The organism is Cetobacterium sp. NK01 (assembly GCF_024506395.1).
GTDB classification, from domain to species: domain Bacteria; phylum Fusobacteriota; class Fusobacteriia; order Fusobacteriales; family Fusobacteriaceae; genus Cetobacterium_A; species Cetobacterium_A somerae_A.
In genome coordinates, this window is record NZ_JANIBO010000006.1 from 39,808 (window position 1) to 65,419 (window position 25,612).

Annotated in this window: 26 protein-coding genes and 1 pseudogene; 22 read left to right on the forward strand and 5 right to left on the reverse strand. The window is 27.9% G+C overall.

Annotated features, from left to right (window positions below; all coding sequences use genetic code 11):
* Nucleotides 1–184: 184 nt before the first annotated feature.
* From NON08_RS14225 to NON08_RS14235, 3 genes are all read left to right on the forward strand, one after another.
* Nucleotides 185–418: a hypothetical protein gene (locus NON08_RS14225; protein ID WP_256692245.1), complete on the forward strand. Its 234-nt coding sequence runs from the start codon at nucleotides 185–187 to the stop codon at nucleotides 416–418.
* 1,042 nt (nucleotides 419–1,460) lie between these two features.
* The gene (locus NON08_RS14230; protein ID WP_256692276.1) at nucleotides 1,461–2,222 is read left to right on the forward strand and encodes a hypothetical protein; all 762 of its coding nucleotides are present in this window, start codon (nucleotides 1,461–1,463) and stop codon (nucleotides 2,220–2,222) included.
* Nucleotides 2,223–2,435: 213 nt separating this feature from the next.
* Nucleotides 2,436–3,053 carry a recombinase family protein gene (locus tag NON08_RS14235; RefSeq protein WP_256692277.1) on the forward strand — a complete coding sequence of 206 codons (618 nt, stop codon included), beginning with the start codon at nucleotides 2,436–2,438 and terminating at the stop codon, nucleotides 3,051–3,053.
* Between the two features lie 87 nt (nucleotides 3,054–3,140).
* On the opposite strand, the gene NON08_RS14240 is transcribed toward NON08_RS14235, so the two are convergent.
* Nucleotides 3,141–3,419 carry a hypothetical protein gene (locus NON08_RS14240; protein WP_256692250.1) on the reverse strand — a complete coding sequence of 93 codons (279 nt, stop codon included), beginning with the start codon at nucleotides 3,417–3,419 and terminating at the stop codon, nucleotides 3,141–3,143.
* A gap of 758 nt (nucleotides 3,420–4,177) precedes the next feature.
* Here NON08_RS14240 and NON08_RS14245 point away from each other — a divergent pair.
* The 12 genes from NON08_RS14245 (at nucleotide 4,178) to NON08_RS14300 (ending at nucleotide 16,765) form a co-directional block, all read left to right on the forward strand.
* Nucleotides 4,178–5,710, forward strand: coding sequence for a type I restriction-modification system subunit M (locus tag NON08_RS14245; RefSeq protein ID WP_256692251.1), 1,533 nt, complete (start codon nucleotides 4,178–4,180; stop codon nucleotides 5,708–5,710).
* A gap of 17 nt (nucleotides 5,711–5,727) precedes the next feature.
* Entirely contained in the window at nucleotides 5,728–6,969 is a 1,242-nt protein-coding gene (locus NON08_RS14250) for a restriction endonuclease subunit S (protein WP_256692278.1), read from the forward strand.
* Nucleotides 6,970–7,000: 31 nt separating this feature from the next.
* Entirely contained in the window at nucleotides 7,001–7,432 is a 432-nt protein-coding gene (locus tag NON08_RS14255) for a hypothetical protein (RefSeq protein ID WP_256692279.1), read from the forward strand.
* A gap of 15 nt (nucleotides 7,433–7,447) precedes the next feature.
* Complete coding sequence (locus NON08_RS14260; protein ID WP_256692280.1) at nucleotides 7,448–7,729, forward strand: DUF5655 domain-containing protein; 282 nt, start codon at nucleotides 7,448–7,450, stop codon at nucleotides 7,727–7,729.
* 15 nt (nucleotides 7,730–7,744) lie between these two features.
* Nucleotides 7,745–7,909: a hypothetical protein gene (locus NON08_RS14265; protein ID WP_256692255.1), complete on the forward strand. Its 165-nt coding sequence runs from the start codon at nucleotides 7,745–7,747 to the stop codon at nucleotides 7,907–7,909.
* Between the two features lie 48 nt (nucleotides 7,910–7,957).
* Entirely contained in the window at nucleotides 7,958–9,217 is a 1,260-nt protein-coding gene (locus NON08_RS14270) for a hypothetical protein (RefSeq protein WP_256692281.1), read from the forward strand.
* A gap of 35 nt (nucleotides 9,218–9,252) precedes the next feature.
* Nucleotides 9,253–10,875, forward strand: coding sequence for a type I restriction endonuclease subunit R (locus tag NON08_RS14275; RefSeq protein WP_256692282.1), 1,623 nt, complete (start codon nucleotides 9,253–9,255; stop codon nucleotides 10,873–10,875).
* 16 nt (nucleotides 10,876–10,891) lie between these two features.
* A complete protein-coding gene (locus tag NON08_RS14280; protein ID WP_256692283.1) occupies nucleotides 10,892–12,340 on the forward strand; it encodes a type I restriction enzyme endonuclease domain-containing protein in 1,449 nt (482 codons plus the stop codon).
* A 497-nt stretch (nucleotides 12,341–12,837) separates the two neighbouring features.
* Nucleotides 12,838–13,899: a hypothetical protein gene (locus tag NON08_RS14285; RefSeq protein ID WP_256692284.1), complete on the forward strand. Its 1,062-nt coding sequence runs from the start codon at nucleotides 12,838–12,840 to the stop codon at nucleotides 13,897–13,899.
* 131 nt (nucleotides 13,900–14,030) lie between these two features.
* Nucleotides 14,031–14,303 carry a hypothetical protein gene (locus NON08_RS14290; protein ID WP_256692263.1) on the forward strand — a complete coding sequence of 91 codons (273 nt, stop codon included), beginning with the start codon at nucleotides 14,031–14,033 and terminating at the stop codon, nucleotides 14,301–14,303.
* Between the two features lie 663 nt (nucleotides 14,304–14,966).
* Nucleotides 14,967–15,854: a replication initiation protein gene (locus NON08_RS14295; protein ID WP_256692285.1), complete on the forward strand. Its 888-nt coding sequence runs from the start codon at nucleotides 14,967–14,969 to the stop codon at nucleotides 15,852–15,854.
* A 425-nt stretch (nucleotides 15,855–16,279) separates the two neighbouring features.
* Nucleotides 16,280–16,765, forward strand: a complete 486-nt coding sequence (locus tag NON08_RS14300) for a hypothetical protein (RefSeq protein ID WP_256692265.1) — start codon at nucleotides 16,280–16,282, stop codon at nucleotides 16,763–16,765.
* A 153-nt stretch (nucleotides 16,766–16,918) separates the two neighbouring features.
* On the opposite strand, the gene NON08_RS14305 is transcribed toward NON08_RS14300, so the two are convergent.
* Both NON08_RS14305 and NON08_RS14310 read right to left on the reverse strand, forming a co-directional pair.
* Entirely contained in the window at nucleotides 16,919–18,148 is a 1,230-nt protein-coding gene (locus NON08_RS14305; RefSeq protein WP_256692286.1) for an IS256 family transposase, read from the reverse strand.
* Nucleotides 18,149–18,256: 108 nt separating this feature from the next.
* Nucleotides 18,257–19,489 (reverse strand): replication initiation protein, encoded by a 1,233-nt coding sequence (locus NON08_RS14310; RefSeq protein ID WP_256692287.1) that lies wholly within the window; start codon nucleotides 19,487–19,489, stop codon nucleotides 18,257–18,259.
* Nucleotides 19,490–19,703: 214 nt separating this feature from the next.
* On the opposite strand from NON08_RS14310, the gene NON08_RS14315 reads away from it, so the two are divergent.
* The 7 genes and pseudogenes from NON08_RS14315 to NON08_RS14345 all read left to right on the forward strand — a co-directional run bounded on the left by NON08_RS14315 (nucleotide 19,704) and on the right by NON08_RS14345 (nucleotide 24,330).
* Nucleotides 19,704–19,919: a hypothetical protein gene (locus tag NON08_RS14315; protein ID WP_256692288.1), complete on the forward strand. Its 216-nt coding sequence runs from the start codon at nucleotides 19,704–19,706 to the stop codon at nucleotides 19,917–19,919.
* Nucleotides 19,897–19,983, forward strand: a pseudogene (locus tag NON08_RS15085) (PTS mannose transporter subunit IIA); the annotation flags it as partial. The gene NON08_RS14315 and the pseudogene NON08_RS15085, both read left to right, overlap by 23 nt.
* Nucleotides 19,984–20,142: 159 nt before the next feature.
* Nucleotides 20,143–20,604, forward strand: a complete 462-nt coding sequence (locus NON08_RS14325; protein WP_256692268.1) for a PTS sugar transporter subunit IIB — start codon at nucleotides 20,143–20,145, stop codon at nucleotides 20,602–20,604.
* Nucleotides 20,605–20,621: 17 nt separating this feature from the next.
* Nucleotides 20,622–21,401 carry a PTS mannose/fructose/sorbose/N-acetylgalactosamine transporter subunit IIC gene (locus NON08_RS14330; RefSeq protein ID WP_047396126.1) on the forward strand — a complete coding sequence of 260 codons (780 nt, stop codon included), beginning with the start codon at nucleotides 20,622–20,624 and terminating at the stop codon, nucleotides 21,399–21,401.
* Nucleotides 21,391–22,215: a PTS system mannose/fructose/sorbose family transporter subunit IID gene (locus NON08_RS14335; protein WP_256692234.1), complete on the forward strand. Its 825-nt coding sequence runs from the start codon at nucleotides 21,391–21,393 to the stop codon at nucleotides 22,213–22,215. Before NON08_RS14330 ends, NON08_RS14335 begins: the two co-directional genes overlap by 11 nt.
* An 11-nt stretch (nucleotides 22,216–22,226) precedes the next feature.
* Nucleotides 22,227–23,282: an SIS domain-containing protein gene (locus tag NON08_RS14340; RefSeq protein WP_256692289.1), complete on the forward strand. Its 1,056-nt coding sequence runs from the start codon at nucleotides 22,227–22,229 to the stop codon at nucleotides 23,280–23,282.
* Between the two features lie 19 nt (nucleotides 23,283–23,301).
* Nucleotides 23,302–24,330: an SIS domain-containing protein gene (locus NON08_RS14345; RefSeq protein ID WP_231549786.1), complete on the forward strand. Its 1,029-nt coding sequence runs from the start codon at nucleotides 23,302–23,304 to the stop codon at nucleotides 24,328–24,330.
* Nucleotides 24,331–24,722: 392 nt separating this feature from the next.
* Here the strand turns inward: NON08_RS14345 and NON08_RS14350 are convergent, their stop codons facing one another.
* Both NON08_RS14350 and NON08_RS14355 read right to left on the reverse strand, forming a co-directional pair.
* Entirely contained in the window at nucleotides 24,723–25,316 is a 594-nt protein-coding gene (locus tag NON08_RS14350; protein ID WP_256692290.1) for a transposase, read from the reverse strand.
* A 57-nt stretch (nucleotides 25,317–25,373) separates the two neighbouring features.
* Nucleotides 25,374–25,511: a transposase gene (locus NON08_RS14355; protein ID WP_256692294.1), complete on the reverse strand. Its 138-nt coding sequence runs from the start codon at nucleotides 25,509–25,511 to the stop codon at nucleotides 25,374–25,376.
* Between the last annotated feature and the right edge of the window lie 101 nt (nucleotides 25,512–25,612).

Consider the following 25,612-nt stretch of genomic DNA (forward strand, 5'->3'; position numbering starts at 1 on the left):
AATGAGAAACGACCATTAAAATATCCCGTATTGAATACAAGTTGAAATTGATGTAGTTTTTAAGAAAGCGTTACAAAAATGTAGCGTGTTGGATAAATATTGGCTTTGTGAGGCGTTTCCAGTGGTTGTATGCTTTAGATTTTAAATATATGAAAGAATGTTGTATTATACTAATAATACTTGAGTGTTGAAAATTAAAAATGCTGATAAAGTTGAATATAGTTTTAAAACTGAAAGAATTGAAACTGATGTTACATTTGCAAGGTTAAAATTTTGTAGAAGAGAGAAGATATACCTAGTTTACAGAGGTGCGTTCTTCAAATATAAATTTTTTACGAGACGGTTCGTCTACATTAATATTAAAAGAGGTTCACAAATTGATAAGATAGGAATGATTCAATATAAAAGAAACCAATAAAAAAAGAATGGCATAGACTAGACCATTCTTTCCATAAGTACTTAATCACAATATCAGAGCTGATAATTGTTTCAGTTAAGTATAACATGGTTTTCAAAAAATAGAAAGAACCTCTGGGGGGGAGGTAGAGGTTCTTCTTTGGGGGGGATTAAATTATACTTATAACACTTTTTATATTAACTTAGACAACTCATTATATGAAAAAAGTTTGAAGAAAAAATTTTTTAATAAAAAGTAGTAGTTGAAAAATATCCTTTTATTTTGTAGGTAGACGGTTCGTCTACTTTAAATAAAAAAAGATACAAATGATATAAGCCGAGCCTTAGCAATAAAGTTCTCTAAAAATAGTTAAAAAACGAAAAACGACGGAAAAATGTAGCGTCTATTAAATTATAAGGCTTTGAAAGAGGTTTAAAAAAACAACATAATCAAAATAATAACTATAATACAATAATTCTAATATTTTAGTAATGCCGATATATCTAAAACTAAAATATTAAAATAATTGAATATAACTTAGAAATTGAAAATTTTGTAGTTAATATTTCGGTATCATTTAAAAATTAGTTGAAAGAGAGAATAAAACCTAGTTATGAGATGTGTGTTCGCTACATATAAAGAAAAAATGTATAGGAGGTTGGAATAGATAGAAAAGCAATTTATTTAATTTCTATTGATCTTGTTTGACATTTCAACAAAAAAGAATTATAATTCAATCAGGAATATTATATAAAGAGAACACTGATAAAGAGGTTTTTGCTTTTGGTCGAGCTTAAACCTCTTTTTATTTTTTGCAATAAATGATATTATAATTCCTAGATACTGAGCTTTAGTAATGAAAATTGTTTATACCCAATCTTTTAGAAAGGGGGTGTACTCTTTGAAATTAATATTCCTAATAATTTTCTTCTTACTATGTAAAAATACTTACTAAGTGAGACAACAAGCTAAGTATCAAGTAAAAGATGACCAACTTTTACGGAAAAGGCAAGGAGTGATCCTTGCCTTTTTTAAACTACAAATAATTTAGATGGTGATGAAAATGATATTATTTTTTATAATTTTTAAAAAGTTATTTTATATTTCTATTGGATTTTTATTAGCTTTTTTTATAAAGGAAAAAAACGAAACATTATTAGCAATTTTAAATATAAAAACAACATTATTTATAATTTTATTTGAAAGTTTATTTTATTTTTTTAAAACTTCAAAAATAATAAAAAATAGAATAAACAATGACATTAGAATAAAATTTAGAGAAATTTATGTATCTAATGATAATCAAAAGTTGAAGAAAATTTTAAGAAAAATTTACATAACTGAAAATAAATTTATCGAATTTATTCTTCTTTACTTCATTTATGAGTTCATAAATATTCTATTCGTTATACTTATAGTGAGCTCTGCATTTTTAGGTTCTAAAATTTATCTATATATATATAATAAACATACTATAATCACAACAATTACGGTTTTTATTATTTTTATTATAGTATGTTTTTTGGAAAGAAAAAACATTGAAAATGACCTTATAGAATTAGAAGATAACGATATTCAAGATTTTGTAAAAAAAATGAATTTAATTAAAAATGTTTTAGATGAACACCAATATAAAAATTTTACTGATAGTTGTTTGCTAAAATTTCAAAAAGAAACTATATATGAGAAATTAACTATTGGTGAAATGTTAGAAAAAATAGATAATAATAAAACATTGAAAAGAAACTTTTTAGTATTTATATCTAGATATATTGATTTTTTAGAAAAAGAAAAAAACCAAGATTTTGAAAATTTTAAATTCTAACAGAGCTACCCCTAAAATAGCGAACTTTTTTAATTTCAAAAAGTAAAGTAAGTTATAATATATTTACCTTTGAGTTCAAGAGAATTTAAAAGATAAAGTGTTATACTTTTTGTAATAATTTATCTAAAGTAAACCTTTATATTAAATATAATTTTACCTTTATAAGATTATATGGTAATATGTAAATAGTTAAGAGATAAAGGAGTGATTAAAATGATGTACGGATATGCAAGAGTTAGTACTAGACATCAGAATTTAGATAGACAGTTGAAAGCATTAGAAGATTACGGTGTAAACCCCAGAGCAATACAAGTTGATAAATATACAGGGACGACTCTTCACAGAGAAGGACTTGATACATTAAGACAGATGTTAAGATTTGGAGATATACTTGTTATTAAAGAAATAGACAGGCTAGGTAGAAATAAAGATGAGACTATGAGCCTTATTCTAGAGTTAATAGAAAAGGGAATAGATATAGTTGTATTAGATTCAGCAGTATTTCAGATGTATATTGAGAACTTGAAAAAAGATAATAAAAGCTTTACGGATAAACTAATTCAAGCTCAGTTAAAAGGTGTTATAGAAATAATGTTACTGCTAGCTGAGGAAGAGAGAAATAAGATTGTCAAGAGGACGGCAGAAGGTAGAGCTAAAGCTATGGAGAAGGGTGTTAAATTTGGTGCTGATAACAAAATTAAAGGAGAGCAACTGGAGAAACTAAAAAAGGATATAGAGCTATTCAATCAAAGGCAGATGAAGCAAGTTGATATATTAAAGAAATATAATATAACTAAGCCAACATTTAAAAAGTATAGAGATATGATGTAAGGAATCTTTTTAAAATAGTTATTATAAAGGCCAAGCGTCCATACCCATCAACTTAAGAAAAATGGGAGGATTTTTGATCCTCCCATTTTAATTTACATCGTTTTTATACTCTGTAATTTTTAACTTTCGATACTTAATTCTTATAACTTCTCTGTCTCTAATTACTTCGAAGTTTGTATCTATATTTTCTTTTTTCCTAAAATTTTGTTCCAACTTAGAATTCGGTTGAAATATTGGAATAGGAGAAGATATTTTTGGATTTGATAAACTCGTTAAAAAAATCTCTAACAAAATCGTTAAAAAAATCTCTAAATACTTTCTCCAATTAATTTTGCTGCTCTTAACCTGATTTTTTGTTTTTTTCATAGGATAATCCTCCAACTAAATTTAGTAGTTGGTATTACCCTTTAACATATCAATTTTTTGATATGTTAAAGGGTAGTTGGAGGCTACCACATTTAATTATTAAAGTAATAAAAAATGTAAAAACAAAAAAAGTTTCGTATTAAGAACAACTTAAATCTTGTTCACTATTTTAAATCTTGTATGTCGTTTGACATCTCTTTTAATTCAATTGATTTAATTTTTTTTCCTATTATTTTCGCACCTCCTTTATAGAATTAGGGTAATAACAACTCTATTTAAAGTATACCTTATTTTCATTGTATTTTAAAGATTACTTGTCATTTTTTTGTACGTTTCCACTAAGTATGCAACTTTATAAGTAGAATCAATAGTTTAAGAAATAATTTCTTAGCGTTGTTATTCCGCGTTTTCCTGACAGGTCCTATATTCAAATTAGGATCTTTCTTTTTTTATCTTGAAAATAATAAATTTTCTTAATCGAGTAGACGGTTCGTCTACTTTTTTTTTTGTCGTTAGACACTCGCAAGAGTCAATCGTCTAAACACGCTAGTTTGCTCGATTTAGCATAGCAAAAAAGAGAAACTATTAAGCGTGCACTCCAGTGACCCTTGAGAACCAAAGTTAAATTACATATGGTCATTCTGATTACAGCAAACAAAAGATGAATTGCATTTAAATTAATTGTTATTTTATATAGGAAATATGAACTATAAGTGTTAATATAATGATTGTAAAACTTATTATTAGGAGGGAATTTTATGGCAGTAGTAGAAAAGGATAATTTCAAAGATAATCTTTGGAAAGCGTGTGATAAATTAAGAAACAATATGGATCCAGCAGAGTATAAATATGTGGTTCTAGGATTGGTATTTTTAAAGTATATAAGTGATAGATTTGAAAGCAAATATAATGAATTAGTTGAAGAAGGAGAAGGTTTCGAAGAGGAAAGAGATGAGTATACAGCAGAGAATATTTTCTGGGTTCCTAAAGAAGCTAGATGGGCAGAGATAGTTAAAAGTGCAAAAACTCCAGAGATTGGAATAAAAATTGATGAGGCTATGTATGCTATTGAAAAAGAGAATAAAACATTAAAGGATGTTCTGTATAAGATATATTCAAATCCTCTTTTAGATAAAGGAAAACTAGGAGAATTAATAGATATAGTTGGTGGAATTAACTTACAAGCTAAAACAGATAAAGGACAAGATGTACTTGGTCAAGTTTATGAGTTTTTCTTAGGAAAATTTGCTAACTCAGAGGGAAAAAATGGAGGACAATTCTATACTCCAGAGTCTATTGTTAAAACTATAGTTGAGTGTTTAGAGCCTACAAAGGGAAGAGTATATGACCCTGCTTGTGGAAGTGGAGGTATGTTTGTTCAATCTGAAAAATTTATAGAAAACCATAGTGGAAGAATTGGAGATATATCTGTATTTGGACAAGAGAGTAATGGAACTACTTGGAAACTATGTAAGATGAACTTAGCTATTAGAGGAATAGAGGTTGATTTAGGAGAGGAACCAGCTGATACATTTACAAAAGACCAACACAAAGGGAAGAAGATGGATTATATCATGGCTAATCCACCGTTTAATATAAAAGATTACTGGCATGAATCTTTAGATGGAGATGCTAGATGGAAATATGGTACACCTCCAGAGGGAAATGCTAACTATGCTTGGCTACAACATATGGCACACCATTTATCACCAAATGGAACAGCTGGAATAGTTCTAGCAAATGGATCGCTATCATCTAATACTTCAAATGAGGGAGAGATTAGAAAGAATATGATAGAGGATGATTTAGTAGATTGCGTTGTAGCTCTTCCTGATAAGCTATTTTTAACTACTGGAATTCCAGCGTGTATATGGTTTTTAAATAGAAACAAAAGTAACCCTAAGCATAGAGAAAGAAATGGAGAGATTCTATTTATAGATGCTAGAAAAATGGGTGCTCTTGTAGAAAGAAGTTTAAGAGAGTTATCACCTGAAGATATTCAAAAGATAGCTGATACTTACCATATGTGGAGAGGTTCGTATAAAGGTGAGGGAGAGTATGAAGATATTCAAGGTTTCTGTAAGAGTGCAACATTAGAAGAAATAAAAGGGCATGAATATATCTTAACTCCAGGAAGATATGTAGGAATAGAAGAAGCAGAGGACGATGGAATCCCTTACGAGGAAAAGATGGCAGATCTAAGTGCAAAACTAGCTGAGCAATTTGCAAAGAGCAGACACCTAGAAGAAGAGATAAGAGCTAACCTAGCTAAGTTAGGATTTGATATATAATGGTGGAGAATAAAGATATGGAAGAGTTAAAAGAAGGATGGAGAAGAGTTAAACTAGGTGAAGTAGCTGAATATATAAGTAATAAGATAAATACTTCTGAATTGAATGAAAATAACTATATCTCAACAGAAAATATGATAGTAAATAGAGGTGGAGTGACAAAAGCTACAAATATACCTCAAAATGCTAAGGTTAATTGTTTCAGTGAAAATGATATACTTTTTTCTAATATAAGAACTTATTTTAAAAAATTATGGAAAGCTGATTTTAATGGTGGAGCATCAAACGATGTTTTAATAATAAGAAGTTTGAATTCAAAAAATATTTTAAATGACTATCTATATTATATTATGTCAGAAGAAAAATTTTTTGATTATACAGTAAATACCTCTAAAGGAACAAAAATGCCAAGGGGGGATAAAGCAGCTATTATGCAGTATGAATTTTATATTCCAGAAGATATTAAAGTTCAACAGAAGATAGCCTCAATATTATCAGCTCTTGATGATAAAATAGAGCTTAATAATGAAATGAATAAAACTCTTGAAGAGATGGCACAAACTCTTTTCAAAAGATGGTTTATAGATTTTGATTTCCCAAATGAGAATGGAGAGCCATATAGAAGTAGTGGTGGAAAAATGGTAGAGAGTGAACTTGGAGAGATTCCAGAAGGATGGAGTTTTGATAATATTTCTGAATTTTTTGATATAACAATTGGTAAAACACCTCCTAGAAAGGAAACACAATGGTTTTCTAAAAAAGAAAAGGATATAAAATGGGCTTCAATAAAAGATTTAGGAGAAGCAGGGGTTTACATTTTAAATACAGGAGAAAAAATTACACGAGAAGCCATTGAAAAATTTAATATAAAAAAGGTGGAATCAAATACAGTTATATTAAGTTTTAAACTTACAATAGGTAGAGTAGTAATAACCAATGAAGCTATGGCAACTAATGAGGCTATCGCACACTTTACAAATAAAAATATTACTAATATGACAGAATTTTTATATCTTTATTTAAAGAATTTTAACTATAATTCTCTAGGAAATACTTCATCAATCGCAACAGCAGTAAATTCTAAAATTATAAAAAATATACCTTTTTATTTACCCAATGAAAAACTAATGAGTAAATTTAATGAGATTATAACAAAGATTTTTGAGCAAATAAGAGAAAACCAACAAGAAATCCAAGTTCTAACTGAAATAAGAGATATTCTTCTTCCTAAACTTATGAGTGGAGAGATAGAAGTATAAATGTTAAAGTTGTGGGGGGTGAGATAATTTAATGCTTATTAAAACATCTAAAGGTAAAGCTGAAAGGATTTTACAAAATGAGTTTAAATTAGAGAAAGAGCTACAAAAATTCATGGAAGATAATCTTCAAGAACTCTTAAACTTAGAATTAGTAAAAAGTGAATTTGTAGTGAAAAAATATAGAATTGATACACTTGGATTTGATAAAGAAAATAAAACTTTCGTTATTGTTGAATATAAAAGAGGAACTAGCTATAGTGTTATAGATCAAGGATATTCTTATCTTTCAACCGTGCTAAATAATAAAGCTGAGTTAATTTTAGAATATAACGAAAGAATGAATAAAACTCTTAAAAGAGATGAGATAGATTGCAGTCAAACTAGAATAGTATTTATATCTCAAAGTTTTTCAAAATTTCAAAAAGATAGTTTAAACTTTAAAGATTTGCGTATTGTGTTGTAGGAAATCAAAAGATATATGGGAGATATTATTTCTTTTGAAACTGTAAAAGGTAGAGATAATGCTGAAAGTATAAATACCATTTCATCAAAAAGTGAGGAAATAAATCAAGTATCTAAAGAGATAAAGAAATACACTTTAGATGATCACTATACAAACTCTAATGGAAACATAATTGAGCTATATAAATTATTTTTAGAAAAAATAGAAGACATGATACCAGATGTAGAGATTGAGCCTAAAAAATTATATATTGCAATTAAAAGCAATAAAAAAAATATAATAGATTTTAGATTATAAAAGAATGCTCTTAAAATGTGGTTAAATGCAAAGAAGGGTACTTTAAACGATTCTAAGAATTTATCAAAAGATGTATCTAGTACAGGACATTGGGGAAATGGAGATTATGAGGTTTCAATTTCTAATGATGATGAGTTAGAGTATATCTTAAGTTTAATAAAAGATATAACTAGATTATAATATAGCTAAAAAATATGAATTTAGCTTTAATTTTGGGGGGATAATTTAATGAATAGACATTTAAGTATATTTAATCCTTTTTCATACACTGGAAGAGAAAATAATTTAACAAGAGCACTGTTAATATTACTAAAAAAAGAACCATTATTTTTGAGTATATTTTTAAATAAAATAACAGGAAACTATTTAACAGAAAAATCACTAGATGACGAGATACAAATAGATACTCAAAGAACTTCTAGTAGTTTTGATATAGAAGAAGGAATAGAAAAAATTTATGGAGCTACTTTAAATACTGTACTTTATAATGAAAATATTCCTGAAAAAAATCGAATAAGAGAACCTATAACAGATATATCTATTCAAATAGGAGAAGTTTTGATTATTATAGAGGTAAAGCCTCACGATGAAGATCCAAGGGCTCAACTTAATAACCAAATGGAAAACCTTAAGTGGGGTAATAAAGAGAAAAAGTGGAACTATGTTTCTTTAGTTTGGAGAGACTTGTTAAATGCTGCTATTTCTATGGAGAAATTTAATAAAAAATTAAATTCACACAATATATTTTTGAATGAATTTAATCACTTTATAGAAGGTAATTATCCTGAATTACTCCCAGTAGTTCCAATTTCAGAAAAACATTCTTTAGAGAGAATAGAGCGAAGAGTAAAGCAAATCGAAAAAGAGATTAATCAAAGTCTTCATGGAAAAGATTTTGAAGAAGAATTAGATTTTATAAAATTAAAAGATTCCCGTATTGCAGAGAGATTTAAAATATATGTAGAAGGAAATCAAATAAGTTTAAATATTTGGCCTGGTGATAGTAATTCTCAAGCAAGAACCTTATACAAGAAAAATTTTAACTTGAAAAAAGTAGAACACAACCTAAAAAATAATTTAAATGTAAAAGATTTAAAACTTGATGAGAATTATAATGTTTCAACACATCAATATATACGTTTTGGTCATATTATGGGAAAAGGTATCTTTTGGGAAGATTTTGAATCTAGAGATGATATAGCCAAAATATATTATGAAATAAGTGGAATTACTTATAAAGATAATAAGGAAAAGTGGGAAAATTTAAAAGATAACATATCTAAATATGTAGTAGATAAAAAATCGTTTTTAACACAATTTAAAGAAAATTTTGAAGACTCAAATAGAAACTTTGTAAATATTTGTGTAGGAAACCTTATCAAACTAAGCTTTGATATAAAATATATTGAAAAAATAGAAAAAAATAATGAAACAATCGAATTTTTTAACGAAGTTATGAATAAAATATTAGAAAATATAGACTTCTAATATTAGAAAGTATTTTTAATGATTAGGGGGTAGCAATGAATTTTACAGAGGACGAATTAGAAGCAGCCTATCTTGAAATATTGGAAGATTTGGGATGGGAATGTATTGATGGTAGAAAATTAGAAAGAGATGACTACCATTCAGTAGTATTAGAAGAGAATTTAAGAGAAGCAGTTTATAACATAAATAAAGATATGCCAACCTCTACTAAAGAGGAAGCTATTAGAAAAGTAAAACAGCTTTCATATCCTAACTTGATTAAGAGTAATGAAGAGTTTCATAGTATGCTAGTCAATGGAGTGGATGTAGGAGAGTATAAAGACAAAGATGGGAACAAACGTTCTGGTGGAAAAGTATATTTAATAGATTTTAAAAATATTAAAAAAAATGAGTTTCAAGCTATAAATCAATTTACAATAGTGGGAAACACTAAACGTAGACCAGATATAATACTATTTATCAATGGATTACCTCTTGTAGTTATAGAGTTAAAATCTCTAAGTAATGACAACGTAGGTATAAAAGAAGCATATACTCAAATTGAAAGATACAAATATGAGATTACAGATCTTTTTAAATATAACTCTTTTATCGTTATAAGTGATGGAGTTAATGCAAAAGCTGGAACTATATCATCAAGTGAAGAAAGATACATGAGCTTTAGAAGTATTGATGGAATTACAATAGCAGATACAAACTCTTTAATGATGGAAGTTTTAACTCGTGGAATGTTATCTAAGGAAAGAGTATTAGAATTAACTCATGACTATATCCTGTTTCTTCAAAGTAAAAACGAAAAAATAAAGATATTAGCTCAGTATCACCAGTTCTTTGCCATAAAAAAAGCACTGGAAAAGACAGCAGATGCTCGTAGCAATGATGGAAAAATCGGTGTTGTTTGGCATACTCAAGGTAGTGGAAAATCTCTAACTATGACATTTTATACAGGGCAACTTATGAAAAAGTTTAACAATCCAACAGTTATAGTTTTAACTGATAGAAATGATTTGGACAATCAACTTTTCGGAACGTTCTCAAAAGCTCAAAGTTATCTAATAGAGACACCAAAACAAGCAGATGATAAAGATAGATTAAAAGAACTACTAAATGTAAGTAGTGGTGGAATAATATTCTCTACAATTCAGAAGTTTGCTCCTAAAGCTGGAGAAGTTGTAGAAGCTATTAGTACTAGAAATGACATATATATTATAGCCGATGAGGCTCATAGATCGCAGTATGGATTAGATGCTAAAATGGATGCAGATGGAAACAGTAAATACGGGTATGCTAAACATATTCGTGATGCACTTCCCAATGCAAACTATATTGGATTTACAGGAACTCCTATAGACTTTGATGATAAATCTACAACTGCTGTATTTGGTGACTATATAGATACTTACGATATGACAAGAGCTGTTGAAGATGGAGCTACTGTTAAAATCTATTATGAAAATAGATTTATAAAGCTAGACATTCCATATCCTGTTTTATCTGAACTTGATGGTGACTTTGAAGAGATTATGGAAGGTCAAGAAGAAATGACTGTTGAACGTACCAAAAAAGATATTACAAAAATGGAAGCTATTATTGGTTCTCAAAATAGAATAAGAACTTTGGCTCAGGATTTCATAGAACACTGGGAGATGAAAAAATAACTCTTTTGGAAAATGTATGATAGTAGCTATGTCTCGTAAAATATGTGTGGATTTATATAATGAGATTGTAAGTTTAAGACCAGAGTGGCACAATGAAGATAAAGCTAAAGGTAAAATAAAAGTTGTTATGACAAGTGATATTAGTAAAGACCCTATGGAGTTTAAGCAACACTTTACAACAAAACAGGAAAGAGAAGAGCTCGCTAATAGAATGAAAGATGACAGTGATGAGTTAGAGATTGTTATAGTTCGTGATATGTGGCTAACAGGGTTTGACGTTCCATCAATGCATACTATGTATATTGATAAACCTATGGTAGGGCATAACTTAATGCAAGCTATTGCAAGGGTAAATAGAGTATACAAAGATAAAAGTGGTGGCTTAGTTGTAGACTATATTGGAATAGGAGATGCACTTAAAAAAGCACTAAGACAATATACAGCAAACGATCAAAAGACAACAGGAGTAGATACAGAAAAAGCTGTGGCACTTATGATTGAACACTATGAGATTGTAAAAGAGATATTCCATCACTTTGATTATTCAAAATATAAAAGTGATAGTGCTTTAGAGCGTGCTAGAATTATTATAGAGGGGATGGATTACATCTTAGGTTTTGAAAATGATGAACCTGGAATTAAGAAAAGATTTATTGATAATGTTTTAGCACTGGCTAAGGCTCATTCTCTATGTATAACAACTCGTGATGGACAGGCTTTAAATGAGGAGATAAGTTACTTTAAAGCTGTTAAAGCTAGTGTTATTAAATTAGAAACTGAGGATAAAGATAATCCTAAAAAACTAACTCAGGCTCAGATAAATGAAAAAATAGCTTCACTTATGGCTAAGACAATTATATCTGAAGATGTTATAGATGTTTATTCAGAGTTAGGACTTGATAATCCAGATATATCTATTCTTTCAGATGAGTTTTTAAAAGAGGTTGAGAAGATAAAGTATAAAAACTTAGCTGTTGAGATGTTAAGAAAGCTAATAGAGGGTAAGATTAAATACTCTAGTAGAAAAAATCTAGTAGTAGCTGAGAAGTTCTCAGAAAGACTTCAAAAGGCTATGAGTTCTTATAGAAATAAGGCTTTAACAAGTTTAGAGATAATGGAAGAACTTATAAAGATGGCTAAGGAGTTTATGGAGACTCATAAAGAGGGAGATTCACTTGGTTTAACAGAGGATGAGGTAGCTTTCTATGATGCTTTAACTCGTGATGAAAAAGTAAAAGAGATGTTAGGTGACGATATACTGGTACAGATAACAAAAGAGCTGACAGAGACTATTAAGAAAAGTATGACTATAGATTGGTATGATAAAGAGAGTGTACAAGCTCAAATGAGAAGATCTATAAGAAGACTTCTTAAAAAATTTGGTTATCCTCCAGAAGATACAGAGGATGCAACAGAACTTGTGTTAAAACAAGCTAAGGTAATGTGTGAAGAGAGTAATATTTAAGTTAAAAAAAGAGGTCTTCCTTGCGGTTGGCCTCTTTTCTTAGTGAGTAGTTTAAATTTAAAATATTAAAAGTTTCAGTTGGTTTTATTATACAACAAATGTTACTCGTTTGTATAAAATTTAATTGGACTATATTTCATCAACAATTGATCACAAAAGTAGACGAACCGTCTCATCTTATTCATTAAAATTCAATTTATATTTCTAATCAATTCTAAACTATAGTTTTAAACGTCTCTAAACCTTACAGTTTTAATTTTAACAATAGTCCAGCCGTTTTTAGCTATATTTTTACACCTGAAATTAATACCCATCTTATTTTCAATTTCAAAAGCTTTAATTCATATCTTTGATTTTTCTTCAAAAAAAATCTTATCATGAGACGAACCGTCTACCTCATATTTTTTCATGATAAAATGCTCAATTACATCTCTAATTCATGCAATTCACGTGATTTTTAAATAATCAACTTTGTTCCTGAAGGTGCAGAGCCAATTATGAAATCATTAGAGTTCGCACAAGAATTAACTAAGAACTTATCAGAAACATTAATCGTTTGGGGAGTTAAGCCACCTGAGTCTAACGATCCAGAAGAGTTAATCAAATATGCAAATGCTTTAGTTGAGTTACCTAAATTCAAAAGAGGATTTAAAAAGAGACTATCTGCATCTAAAGAGATTGACTTAGGAATGTTCTTATCGGTTGTAGTAGGTTCTCAAAAAGTTAATGGTATTGGTGGAGTTTCTAACTTCCCTCAAGTTAGAGTTTTCGATTATGAAAGAACTAACGGTGGAGCTGGAGAAGTAAAACCATTCACTGACAAGTTATTTGTTGAGTACACTGATGCTTTCAGAACTGGTATGAACGTTGAGTTAAGAACTTATGTTGGTGTTAAAGCTGTTGTGTTAAAAGCTAGAGTTTTATCTGCTAAAATTGTTTTAGGAAAAACTATGATAACTTTAGATACAATGATTGATACTGCAATGTTCGACTTAAACGGATTTGATGTTATGATCGCAAATGTTGATTCTAAAGATAGAACTGGTTCTTACACTGCTGCTGTATTTGCTGTTAAAGCATACGGTGAGAAAGATAGATCGCCAGTTGCACAAGAATTACCTGGTGCGTGTGATATTAACTTCCCTGGAGAAGCTCAAAGAATCTTATTAGCTAACAGATTCACTGTTGTTAATGTTGATCCTGTATCTGGAAAAGGAATAGTTGTTGATTGTCCTCTAATGACAAGAATCGACTCTGACTTCAAAGAAAGATCGCAAATCGGTTGTGTACTGTACTTCCTGAAGAGATTAAGAGAAGTTGCTAACTCGAAGAAAGGTAAGAAGTTCCCTCAGAAAGAGCAAAAGGTTCTATTCGAAGATGAAATGAGAGACATCTTCAAGAATGAATTACCTCTAGCTGACGCTATCATATCTAAGTTTGAGTTCTTAGCTGACATGTCTAAATTAGATTCTAAAGGATTCTTATCAGTTAAGTTCAAAGTAGTAGATACTAAGAAATTCAAAACTGCTGAGTTCTCTGGTGGATTAGCAAAATTATAATATTTGAAAAGTAGGTGTTGGCTGGGTTCAGCACCTCTTTTTTTAACAAAGGAGACAATATGGAAAACTTTTTCGATTATACGATAAGTGGTTTAGACGTTAAAACATATGTGCTTTTCAGAAGAGGATATATGAGCGACGTTGCTGGTTACAAAGGCGGACAGCAAGTAACTGGTCCCAATAGACAAACTGTTAGATTAGATGGTGACTGGGTAGCATATAAAGTTGGTATGCTAAGAATGTTACAATTCTCGCTACAGTTAGACGTTAAGGAAATCAATACTATGTCTGCTACTAATGCACAAGGTCTTGCAAAAGGTAGAAGCATAGTAAACGGTAGAGCTGTATTCAGAAACACTGCTGTTGATACTTTGTCTGATTTGAAGAACGGCATGTTAGTTTAATTGCAAGTAAAGATGGTAGCCAAATGCGAAGAAGGGTTTATAAAATCAATAAATACAATACTTTTTAAGCCATTTCTCTCAATTTAAATCAGCAATTAAACTAACATGCCGCAATTTTTTTGAAATTGAAATATAGCTTTTCAGTTTATAATCAATTTTAACCTATGTACAAATGTGTATAAGTAATTTTTAATCGTAATTGCGTTTATAATCGATTTTAAAGGTATATAAGCTCGTTTAAATGGATTTTAAAACAAGATTTAGATTGAAGTTTCTATAATTTCAAAAAACTTAAATTTTTATATAAAAATATCTTATTACAATTTGGGAAATTTAAATTAGGTTTTTATTTACATGAAATTAAAAAATTTTTCTTTTAAATACTTTTAAATATTTTTAAATACTTTTAATAGTGTCGATTTACATCAATTATAGAGGAAGTTGAGATGGTATAAGGTAACCTAATGACTACTATAAGGTAACCTAATGACTAATATAAGGTAACCTAATGACTACTATAAGGTAACCTAATGACTACTAAAGGTATATTTAGTAATTGACAAGTTACCTTTCAAGGTGCTATTCTTTGATTGATAAATATTTTCATATAAGAAAGGTAACCTAATGACTACTATTAAAGTAAATTGTAAAAAGGGGGAGCGAATGGACTTAATTAAATATCATAATGATATTAATAAATTGAAGTTGGGGAATTTTACAACAAAAGAATTAGATGTATTTTTTAGTCTATTATTAAAGTCTAGAGATGAAAAAACTAAAGATATAATAATATCTTACTCTGAAATTAAAGAGTTAATACAAGAAGAACAAAACCAAGCTAGACTAACTAATTATATAAGAGGAGTATCAAGAAAATTAAAAGAATTAAATCAAGAGATAGAATTACCAAATGGGGACATAGTTATTTTTGGGTTGTTTGATGTTATAACAATAAAACCAAAGGATAAAAGTATAGTCTTTTCAGTAAATGAAATATTTAAATATATGATAGATGATTTAGTAAAAAATTTTACAATGTTTGATTTAAGAGAGCTTGTGAGTTTAAAAGGAATATATCCTAAAACATTGTTTAGACTATTAAAACAATGGGAGAGTACAGGAGAATATATTGTAAAAATAAATGAGTTTAGAGAAATAATGGGCATTCCTAACACTTATTTGATGAAAAATATAAGGCAAAAGATTTTTAAACCTTGTTTAGAAGAATTGGGAAAAAACTTTGAAAGATTAGAACTTAAAGAATTGAAAAAAGGAAGAAATGTTGAAACGTTAGTTTTCACCTGGAAAGCTAAAAAGAAAAAGCAAGTTGAACAAAATTCAGTTATAAAGAAAAAGCAATTCTTAGGGGAAAAGGATTTGAAAGAATATCAAGATCAAAGCCAAGAGAGAAAAGAAAATAAATTAGTAAATCAAGTAGAAAAAATAGATAAAATTAAAATATCTAAAGCTGACTATGAAGAATTATATAAAAAATACCTGGAAGAAAATAGAGAAACACATAATCCGTTTATAAAAAAGGTTTTGATATAGCTAATAAATCTAAATATGAAATTGTAGAGTTTGAACAACCTAAATTAGAGCAGACAAAAATATATACAGTTGAGGATATTCCTAAAGAGAAACTTTTGGATAAAAACGGCAATAAACTAAGAGGTATGTTACTAAATAACAGAGTAAACAAAATATTAAAAGAAATGAATGCTACGGTATAACGCAAATGTATGAATCGTATACTACACTGAAATGTATTGAAAAATCTAGATATAGTAGTATTATATCCTAAGGGTAGTATATGAATTTTTACTAAAAGAAGAAAACATTCGAAAACCCTTAGAAAAAAGATTGTGTGTAATTCAGTTATGTTAATAGTATACTACTTCGAAAAGTATTGGAATTATTGCCTGTAACTATGATATATTATAGCTAGACTATATCATTAAGGGGGACCGTCAACAATGCAACCAGCTACGAGAAAAAAAATAAATGAGATTCAAGAAATGATTAACAATGGGGTTGAAGAAAAAGAAATTATAAAAACAAAGTTTAGAAGCAGTCCTAAATCTTATAAAGAATGGATAGAAAAGTTTGGGAATCATTTAGTTAGAGAAAACCTAGAAGTAACTATACAGCATGAAGGGATAGAAAATCAAATAGAGTTTATACCAACAACTAAAGACCTTGAAAAGCTAAAGAGTTTGTTGGATAATGCTGATAGTTTGTTAGAGCTTTTGAAGAAGGATAAAGTATGTGATAAAGATGATATAAATATATTATATGTTCCAGATGAGTTTGTGAAGTTAGAAGATGTTAAAGTTTCAACAGTTAGACTCTCAAAGGCTATAGAAGAGAGGTTCAATAAATTTGTTGCTGATCAAAAGAGATATTCGAAAACAAGTTTGCTAAATTTAGCAATAGTAGAGTTTTTAGAAAAATATAAATAAAAACGGCTTTGTAAAATGCATTATAAGAGCCTATGAAGGGGAGTATACCAAATTTAGTGTAAATTAACTTCTTAGCTATCAAATTTTAAATGTCCAAATAGGCTATCTTAACTTGGGTACTTTTAAAAGTACCTATTGATAAGATAGCTTTTTTTATTTCAAATATTTCTCTAAACGACCTTCATACTCTATTGATAACATTCTTAAAATTCCTTCCCAACCTCTAATTTTTTGATTCCATTTTTTCATAATATTTTTACTAGAAAGATAAAGAATCTTTAATAAAGCATCTTCACTAGGGTAAATAGATCTAGAATTACTAACTTTTCTAAATTGGCTATTTAAACTTTCAATTATATTAGTTGTATAAATCATCTTTCTAATTTCCATAGGAAAGTTGAAAAAAAGCGATAACTCATTCCAATTAGTATACCAACTTCTAAGAGCTGGCGCAAATTCAGGAAGGTCATTTTTCAAAGCTTCCAAAGCTTGAAATGCTGATTCCGCATTAGTAACATTGTAAATATTTTTAAGTTGTTGGGCGTAGCTTTTTCTATCTTGATAATTCATAAATCTTAATGTATTTCTAATTTGATGTACCATACAACGTTGTATTTGAGCCTCTGGAAAAATAGTTGAGATTGCGTCACCAAATCCTTTTAAACCATCAATAGACACAGTAAAAATATCCTCAACCCCTCTAGATCTTAATTCGTCTACAACTTTTAACCAAAATTTAGAACTTTCATTCTCTCCTATTACAATACTCAAAATATCCTTTTTTCCTTCTAGGTCTATTCCTAAAACAACATATGCAGCTCTATTTGAAACTTTACCATTACTTTTAATATTGAAATGTATTGCATCCATGAAAACAAAAGGATAACATTTTTGTAATGGCCTATTTTTCCAAGTATCTATCTCTTCAAAAACCTTATCAGTAATTCTACTAATCTGCGACGCTGAGAACGTCAATCCATAAATCTCTTCAAGATGAGCATTAATCTCAGAAATAGTCATTCCACGCCCATACATAGAGATAATTTTATCTTCAATATCAGAAATATCTCTAGAATATTTGGGAACAATTGTTGGTTCAAATTGACCTTCCCTATCTCTAGGAATATCAACTTGAACTTTTCCAAGAGAAGTATTAACTTGCTTAGAATTGTATCCATTTCTACTGTTGGTAGTGTTGGCGCTTGATTCTCTGTCGTATTTGTCATATCCAATAGATTCATCAAATTCAGCTTGCATCAAGATATTAACCATATCTTTAAACATACTTTTCATAAAATCTTGGGCATCATTAGCAGATTTAATCTTGTTTTCTTCAATTAATTGTTTAACAAGTGGATTTACTTCTGAATTTTTTCTAGCCATAAAAAAACCTCCTCAGTTATTAATTTAATTATACAAATTAATAGCCAAGAAGGTAAAATATATATATTCAATTTTTACAATTTACACTAAATTTGGGAAACCCTCGTATTACTCTTTAAAAAAAATAGATATCCAACTTTTAAAGTAACTAGCGTTAAACTCAGCTAAAATAATAATTTTATTGTCTTCATAAAAACTTGTTTTATTCTTATTAAGATTATTAATAAATTTACTATATGGTGAGTCATCGTTTGCTTTTAGATTATCAGAGTTCAAAACTTTAAAAAAGTTAGAAACTAAATAAGCGTGAGATAAATTGACATTGTCAATTTCTTTAAAAAGAGTATTTTTAAACATATTAAAATCATTAATTTTGATTTTTGTATTACTTATAAGTCTATATTTCTCAGAATAAGTTTTAAGTTTTGTATTATGTTTAGTTTGAACATAGTTGTATTTTATAGACTCTATTAAAAATTTATCAAAATTACCGTTATTATGAATAAAAGAATAATAAATATTATTTTTTAAATATTCATAACTTTTAGATTCATAATATTTTTCAATTAATTGGTTTAAATATGTAGTGTTCTCAGAATAAGGTTTAATTAAATTAAAAAGAGCACTTAAATTTTTTTCTTTGATAGTTTCAGGAGTACTAATAATTATAAATTTTATTCCAATCACTTTACTATTATTACATAAATTTTTCTTAATTTTGTGATATTCAATTTTATAGCCAGTAAAGGTTTCAATCTCTTTTAAAGCTGGGATTAAGATACTATTTTCAAGATCATAAAATCGAGAATACTTATTTTCAAAGTCAATTATATTTTTAAGATTTTCTAGAGAAATATCTATAGTGGAATTATTATACATAGTTTTAATAAAAAGAAATAAATTTCTTGAATAAGATGAATTAAAACTTAAAAGTATATTTAATTGAAAAAGTTTAAAATCATTTTTTTCAGTATTAAAAATTTTATAAAAATCATTGTTAATATTTAATTCATAGGTATCATTATTTTTTAAGTATGAAGATATGATACATAAAGATAATTCAAAAGAGTTAAGTTCAGATTTTTCATAAGTTATGTTAATTCGTTTAGAGGTAAATTTAGTTAAAAAAGAATCGATAGTATCAAATTGACTTAAATTCAAAATTTTTAAAAATTTTGATTTTGTTAAAGTTATTTTTCTTAAATCCTTTTCAATTATTTCTTTTATTATATACTCTTTGAGCAATATATCATTTTTAGAAAATCGTTTTGAAAAAGTTACCTTGCTATTCATAAATGAGTAATGTGTAAAATTTTTTTCAATAATTAGATTTTTTTTCATTATAGTATCTCCTTTTGTTAAAAAAATAGATTAAAGTAAACGAAAAAATTATATATAAAAAAACGTGAGTATATAAAAAAACATTGATTTTACAGTAATATAATACCTCATTAATATCGAATAATCTAGAGAAATAAACAAAAAATATGAAAAATTTGACTAAAAAAATTAAAAAAGGTATATCAATAATAACAATAAAAAAAGGAGGGATAAAATGATTCAATTTATAGTTGCAACTCATGGAAAATTTGCAGAAGGAATAAAAACATCTATCGAATTAATTATTGGAAATATTGATAATTTAGAAATATTAAATTGTTATATAACTCAAAATTTTAATTTAAAAGAAGAAGTTGAATTTATTATAAAAAAAATATCCGAAAGAAGAGTTAATTGTTTTAACAGATATATTTGGAGGAAGTGTAAATAATGAGTTTTTAGAAAATATATCTAACTATAAAAATTTAAATATTGTTTCAGGAGTAAATTTACCATTAATTTTAACATTAATAGAAAAACAAAATGATTATGACAATATAAAGGAATTGATACGTGAAAGTATAGAAGAATGTAGTAATTCTTTAATTTATTGTAATGATGAGCTAGAAAAAAAAATAGAAGAGGACCAAGAGTTCTAAAAATGGAGGAGTGTTATGATTCTTTTATTAAGGGTAGATCATAGATTGTTACATGGACAAGTTGCATTTTCATGGATACAAAATTTAGGAGCAGATTGTATATTGATAGCTAATGACAGTGTAGTAAATGATGAATTAAGAAAAACAACAATGAAGTTAGCAAAACCACAAGAAGTAAAATTAGTAATAAAAAATATAGAGGACTCAATACAAGCTTTAAAATCTGGTGTTACAGATAAATATAAACTTTTTATAGTTGTAGAATCTGTTGAGGATGCTTATAAAATAGCCAGTGAGGTAGGTAACATAAAACAAATAAATCTAGGAGGAGTTAAAGCGAGAGAAAATAGCAGAAATATATCAAAAGCAGTAAATCTATTAGAAGAAGAAGAAAACCTTTTAAAAGAACTTCAAAGTTTGGGGATTGAGATTGAAATTAGACAAGTAGCTAATGATAATAAAGTTTTATATAGATAGAAAAGGGGAGGATAGATATGATGCAAGCATTTTTATTAGCATTAGTAGCTTTTATAGCTCAATGTGATTATGCCTTAGGAACAAGCTTAATATCAAGACCAATAGTAACTGGATTTTTAACTGGGTTAGTAATGGGAGATTTAAAAATGGGATTGATAATGGGAGCTACATTGGAGTTAGCTTTTATTGGATCTTTTGCTATTGGAGGAGCAATTCCACCAGATGTAGTAACTGGAGGAATATTAGGAGTTGCCTTTGCAATATCTTCAGGTGCTGGTGCAGAGACAGCTTTATTACTGGCTTTACCAATTGCAACATTTACTTTAATTTTAAAAAATGCGTATCTAGGAGTTGTTATACCAATATTAGGTCACAAAGCTGATGAATATGCAGATGAGTGTAATATAAAAGGAATAGAGCGTATGCATTTAATATCTGGATTTGGTTTATCTTTGATGTTGGCGATAATAGTATTCTTTTCATATTTATTAGGAAGTAATGCAGTATCTTTGGTTTTACAGGCAATACCAGAATTTATTCATAAAGGGTTAGCAATAACAACTGGATTAATTCCAACTCTTGGATTTGCAATGTTAGCAAAACTTCTTATAAATAAAAAAGTTTTACCATATTTTTTCGTTGGCTTTGCCATTGCAATTTATACAGAAATCCCATTGACAGGAATTGCAATATTTGGTGCTTTAATAGCATTAATAACAGTAAATCCAATGTCACAAAGACAGTTAGTAGAAAGTGGAAACTTAAGTGAGAAAGGAGATGGTGATGATGATTTCTAATAAAAAAGATGAGAAAGATATTACGCAAAAAGATTTGAATAAGATATTTTGGAGATCTTTTCAAATGGAATTCTCATGGAATTATGAAAGACAAATGAACTTAGCATATGCATATGCAATAGCACCAATATTAAAAAAAATATATACAAATAATCATTTAGAATTAAAAAAAGCTTTGAAACGTCATCTAGAGTTTTTTAATATGACTCCTTGGATTGTAACTTTAATGTTAGGAATATCAGTAGTTCTTGAAGAGGAAAATAAAAAAGATGGAAAATTTGATGAAAACTCAATAAATGGAATAAAAACAGCATTAATGGGTCCATTATCAGGGATAGGAGATTCTTTCTTTTGGGGAACTTTAAGATTAATTGCTACAGGAATAGGAACAGCTCTTTCATTACAAGGAAATATATTAGGTCCAATTCTATTTCTATTGGTATTTAATATTCCACATATAATTATAAGATATCTTTTTATAAAGTTAGGGTATAAATTGGGGGTAGACTTTTTAACTAAACTTGAAAAATCAGGAGCAGTTGAGAAAGTTACTTACGGAGCAACTATATTAGGATTAATTGTTATTGGAGGAATGACAGCAAGAATGGTAGATATTTCAACACCATTAGCTTTTAAAGCTGGAGGTTCAACAATAGAAGTCCAAAGTATTTTAGATGATATAATGCCTGGTATTTTAAAATTAGGAATGTTTGGTATTGTGTATTATTTATTAAATAAAAATGTTAAACCAATAACAATACTTTTAGGAATGGCAATATTTGGAATTTTTGGAACTTTAGTTGGGTTCTTTTAAGAGGTACATTTATGGAAACTATGTTAAGCAATATACATGATGAAAAGAATACTTTAACAAATATTTTATTAAATTTTCAAGATAAAAATAAACATATTTTAAAAGATTTAAAAGACTATAAAATTAAAAGAATTTTAATTTTAGCTACAGGTTCTTCTATTAATGCGGCAATTACAGTCAAATATTTTTTACAAGATATATTAGAAGCTAAAGTTTTTATAGAGGAACCATCTATTTATTATGATTATGAAAAAATAGATTTAGATTTAGATTTGATTATTGTAATATCTCAAAGTGGAAAAAGCACTTCAACAATAAATGCTACTAAAAAAATAGCTGAAGTATTAAAAAAACCAGTAATAATAGTAACAAACAACTTAGAAAGTCCAATAACAAAATATTCACAATATATTTTAGATTTAAATATAGGTATAGAAAATGTAGGATTTGTAACTAAAGGTTTTAGTGGAACTGTTTTAAATTTATTCTTATTGGGAATAAATTTAAAAAATCAACATTTTAAATATTTTGAAGAGTTGGAATATTTGATTGGCAATATAAACACAGTTATTGAAAATACTAATTTATACTTTGAAAAAAATAAAGAAATTTTAAGAGAGATAAATAGATTTATATGTTTAGGTTATGGGGCAAATTATGGTATTACAAAAGAGTTCGAAACTAAATTTACAGAAGTAGTTAGATGTCCATCAACAGGTCATGAACTTGAAGCATACATGCATGGACCATATTTAGAAGCTAATAATTCAAATGCCATATTTTATTTAGATTTAGACTTAAATATTACATTGTCAAAAAGATTACATACTTTAAAAAAATATATGGAAAACTATATTGGATTTTCAACAATTATAACAAATAGTAAGAATAAAGATAATCAAACAATAAATTTGAATGTATCAAAAGATGTAAATCCAAATTTTTTAACTTTGTTATATATTATTCCAATTCAAATATTAAGCTATAAAATAGCTCAAGAAAAGAAAATTAATGTAGAAAAAAAGATTTTTACAGATTTTGATTTAGTTTTAAAAAGTAAAATATAAATATAAATGGAGGGTAATTATGTCAAAATATTCTGAAATGTTAAAATTTAAAGAGGAGGAGTATAGAAATAGTGCTAAACTAATAGGGGAGGCTAAACCAATAGCAGAAGAAATTGCTAATATAGTTACAAAAGATGGATTTTCAAATATATTCTTTACAGCAGTTGGTGGTAGTTTAGCACCTTTAATGGCAATGGGAGAGATTGCAAAGCAACTTACAGAACTACCTGTTTATGTAGAACAAGCAGCGGAGTTAATTGTAAGAGGACATAAGGCTTTAACAGAAAAATCATTAATAATAACTTTGTCAAAATCAGGAGATACAAAAGAAACAGTTGAAATGGCTAAAAAATATAAAGAGATGGGGATAAGAGTTATATCTTGTACAAAAAATTTAGAATCTCCTTTAGCTAAAAATTCTAATTATGTAATTCCAATGAGACATGAAAATGGTGTAGAGTATGAGTATATGCTATTATTTTGGTTATTTTTTAAAATTTTGTCAAATAGAGGAGAGTTTTTAGATTATAATGATTTTGGAAATCAGTTATTATTACTACCAGAAAATTTATTAGAGGCAAAATTACAATTTGATCCTCAAGCAAAAGAAATGGCAAAACAGTATTATAAAGAGCCATATATGATTTGGATTGGTGGTGGTGAAGTGTGGGGTGAGACGTATCTATTCTCAATGTGTTTGTTAGAAGAGATGCAATGGTTAAAAACAAAGTCTGTTACAAGTTCAGAATTTTTCCATGGAACTTTAGAAATAGTAGAGGAAGATACTTGTGTATTTTTAGTTAAAGGTTCTGGAAAAACAAGAGTTTTAGATGATAGAGCTGAAAAGTTTTTGAAGAAATATACAAAAAAATTAAGTATTATTGATACATTAGATTTTAAATTAAACGGAATAGATGAAAAATATCGTTGGATAATAGCACCAACAATTGCATCAACAGTTTTGGTTGATCGATTGGCGTTTCATTTTGAAGATAATACAAAACACTCTCTAGATATTAGAAGATATTATAGACAGTTTGATTATTAAAAAAGTTGCAGCTTAAAGCTGCAACTTTTTTTGTATATTGAATAGATAAATATATTTAATTTATATATTATTTCAGAGTTAAGTTTTAAATATCAAGTGTAAAATTAAAATATGTCTTAGTTAATTCAATAAAAGTTTTACAGGCCTTTGACAAGTAAGTTCCTTTTTTATAACTAACTACAACATCCCAACTTGGATTTCCTTTAATAGGAAAATAAGAAAGAGACTGGATACTTTTTTTTGCATAGTAATGGGGAACTATGCTACAACATAAAGAGGGAGTATACCAAATTTAGTGTAAATTAACTTCTTAGCTATCAAATTTTAAATGTCCAAATAGGCTATCTTAACTTGGGTACTTTTAAAGGTACTTATTGATAAGATAGCTTTTTTTATTTCAAATATTTCTCTAAACGACCTTCATACTCTATTGATAACATTCTTAAGATTCCTTCCCAACCTCTAATTTTTTGATTCCATTTTTTCATAATATTTTTACTAGAAAGATAAAGAATCTTTAATAAAGCATCTTCACTAGGGTAAATAGATCTAGAATTACTAACTTTTCTAAATTGGCTATTTAAACTTTCAATTATATTTGTTGTATAGATCATCTTTCTAATTTCCATAGGAAAGTTGAAAAAAAAGCGATAACTCATTCCAATTAGTATACCAACTTCTAAGAGCTGGCGCAAATTCAGGAAGGTCATTTTCAAAGCTTCCAAAGCTTGAAATGCTGATTCCGCATTAGTAACATTGTAAATATTTTTAAGTTGTTGGGCGTAGCTTTTTCTATCTTGATAATTCATAAATCTTAATGTATTTCTAATTTGATGTACCATACAACGTTGTATTTGAGCCTCTGGAAAAATAGTTGAGATTGCGTCACCAAATCCTTTTAAACCATCAATAGACACAGTAAAAATATCCTCAACCCCTCTAGATCTTAATTCGTCTACAACTTGCTCTATTTGAAACTTTACCATGTATTGCATCCATGAAACAAAAGGATAACATTTTTGTAATGGCCTATTTCCAAGTATCTATCTCTTCAAAACCTTATCAGTAATTCTACTAATCTGCGACGCTGAGAACGTCAATCCATAAATCTCTTCAAGATGAGCATTAATCTCAGAAATAGTCATTCCACGCCCATACATAGAGATAATTTTATCTTCAATATCAGAATATCTCTAGAATATTTGGGAACAATTGTTGGTTCAAATTGACCTTCCCTTATCTCGAGGAATATCAACTTGAACTTTTCCCAAGAGAAGTATTA